Origin of the sequence: Fulvivirga aurantia (genome assembly GCF_009711475.1) — a bacterium.
In the GTDB taxonomy this organism is placed as follows: domain Bacteria; phylum Bacteroidota; class Bacteroidia; order Cytophagales; family Cyclobacteriaceae; genus Fulvivirga; species Fulvivirga aurantia.
In genome coordinates, this window is the sequence record NZ_SMMD01000425.1 from 1 (window position 1) to 2,649 (window position 2,649).

The 2,649-nt window shown below is 46.5% G+C and carries 1 protein-coding gene; it reads right to left on the minus strand.

Annotated features, from left to right (window positions below):
* Positions 1-141: 141 nt before the first annotated feature.
* Positions 142-2,535, minus strand: coding sequence for an ABC transporter permease (locus E1176_RS02570; RefSeq protein ID WP_155209016.1), 2,394 nt, complete (start codon positions 2,533-2,535; stop codon positions 142-144).
* Positions 2,536-2,649 lie beyond the last annotated feature (114 nt).

Here is a 2,649-nt window from a genome sequence, read left to right on the forward strand (position 1 = left end):
TAAAAGCTCTCAGCCTGACCTATGCTCACATCTTACTCAAAACTCGTAACTCAAAACTCGTAACTCAAAGCTCTACGCTCTCTGCACTGTGCCCTTAGCTCTCTGCCCAATTCTAAAATCTAAAATCTCACATCTAAAATCTTATTCGTTTCTCAAACTATCCACCGGATTGGCTACAGAAGCAGCGATCGACTGGTAGCTCACCGTGAGCAGGCCTATCATCAATGCCATGAGGCCTGAGATTACGAAAATCATAATCGATGAAAATGACAACAACTCAATGCGATACTGAAAGTCGCTGAGCCAATTATGTGTAGCCCAATAGGCAATCGGCCAGGCAATGAAATTCGCAATGATGATCAGCAAAATAAACTCTTTTGAAAGCAACATCACCACCTGTGATATTTTAGAACCTAATACCTTTCTGATGCCAATCTCCTTTCTACGCTGCTCAGCCATGTAGGCCGAGAGACCAAATAAACCAAGGCAAGCAATAAAGATGGCTAGCCAGGTAAAATTCTTCGCTAAGGCACTGAAATCTTCATCCGACTTGAAGATCTGATCAAATTCCTCATCAAAAAACTCATACTCAAACGGGTAGTCGGGGTAGATCTCATTCCATACACCTGCGATGTTGCTCATGGTGCCGCTGACATCGTCTGTAATGCGGACTGACAGGTTATTGTTGGCCTCGGGATTGTAGAAAAGGAGCAAAGGCTCGATCGAGTGGCGCATAGAAGCAAAATGAAAATCCTTAACCACACCCACAATGGTGCGCTCCTGATCGTTGCCAAAACGTAATTTCTTATTCACGCCCGTTTCCCAACCCAGCTCTTTGATAAACGCCTCATTGACGATAATCGCCTCTTCCTGATCTGTACCGAATGATTGCGAGTAATTTCTACCCTCGGCAAGCTCCATACCCATCAAATTGAGATAGTCTTCATTCATCGCCATCACACTTACAATCCAGTTTTCCTCATCTTCTGGCACACCCTCAGGGGTTACACCTGTGCGGCCAAATGTACGGCCCGGCATGTTAGAAGAGAAAGCAGCTGCTTCCACCTTATCGTACTGCGCTACTTTGTCTTTAAAGGCGGTGATCTGTTCCCGCAACCCAGGATCGTTGAGTTGGAAAGTGACTACCTGGTCTTTCTCAAAACCTAGCTGTTTGTTTTTAAGAAAGTCGAGCTGAAAGGTGATTAATACCGTGCAAATAATGAGTGTGATAGAAGCCGTAAACTGGGCGATTACTAAAACCTTTCTCAACAAAATGCCGCTTTTGCCGGTCTGAAATTTCCCGCGAAGGGTCACCACAGGGTTGTAGTGCGACAACACAAAAGCAGGGTAGAGGCCGGAGATGATACCGATCACGAGGGTGATGCCCACGATAGAAAGCGCCACGGCCGGGCGACCGAAAATATAACTCATCACATGCTCATTGAGACCGAGATTGGCATAATTGGCCGCGATAGAAACGAGCACCAGCCCGACAACGAGTGAAAGCAGAGAGATCATGATGGACTCTCCGAGGTGCTGCGTGACCAAACTACTTTTAGCCGAGCCCATTACCTTTCTAATGCCCACTTCTTTGGCCCGGGTGGACGACTTGGCGGTGGAGAGGTTCATGAAATTAAAGGCCGCTATAAGAATTACAAATATAGCGATGGCCGACAGCGAGTACACATATACGATATCGCCTTTGGCCTCATTGTATCCATCGAAAAGAATGTTGCTCGATTTGAGGTGGATGTCTTCCAATGCCTGCAGTTTGGGTATCCAGAACTCAGGCACCTCATTTTTGGTGGCCAGCTCCTTAAGTTTGGTTTCTACAGTGGCTACATCGGCACCTTCGGTGAGTGTGACATAGCCGATCATACCGAGGCCCTGCCAGCTGTTGAGGTATTGCGCCAGGCTCGAGTCGGCATCTACAGGGTACATCGACATAATGAGGTCGATTTTGAGGTGACTGGGCCCTGTGTCGTTAGAAAACAAGCCGACTACTTCCCAATCTTCAGAGTCGATCTGGAAGGATTTACCAATAGGATCAGTTTCTTTAAAAGCTTTCTCAGCCAAAGCCTCACTCATAATGAGTTTTCTGGGCGCCTTAAATCGCTCGATGCTGGTTTCATTTTTCAGACCAAAATCAAACATCTCAAAAAAGGTGGACTCTACATATTTGGCATCTTCGGCATAGACAATGTCGTCTTCGTGCTGCATACGTGTGCGCCCCTGGTTAAACATGCGTGTGGCATTGGTGACCTCAGGCAGCTCTTCCATAGCCGCAATCGGCATGTAGGGGTTGGTGATAGCTACATTATTGCTCGATACACCCAGTGCCTCATCGATGGTGGTGAGGCGGTAAGTGTTGGCAGCGTTGGGGTGGTGGGTGTCGTAGCTTAGCTCTTTCTGCACATAGAGAAAGATCATGATAAAGCATGCGAGCCCAATAGAAAGCCCTGCAATATTGATGATAGCTGCATTCTTGTTGCGTAACAGGCCACGCATAGCGACCTTGAGGTAGTTTTTGACCATGATGTGTGTTGTTTTGAGTTAGAAACAATATACGAGAAAGCAGCAGATAGGATAATACTTTTTATGCGAGTGGTAGAAAGGCGTTAGATACTGTAAACTCTTGCAACTCGAAAC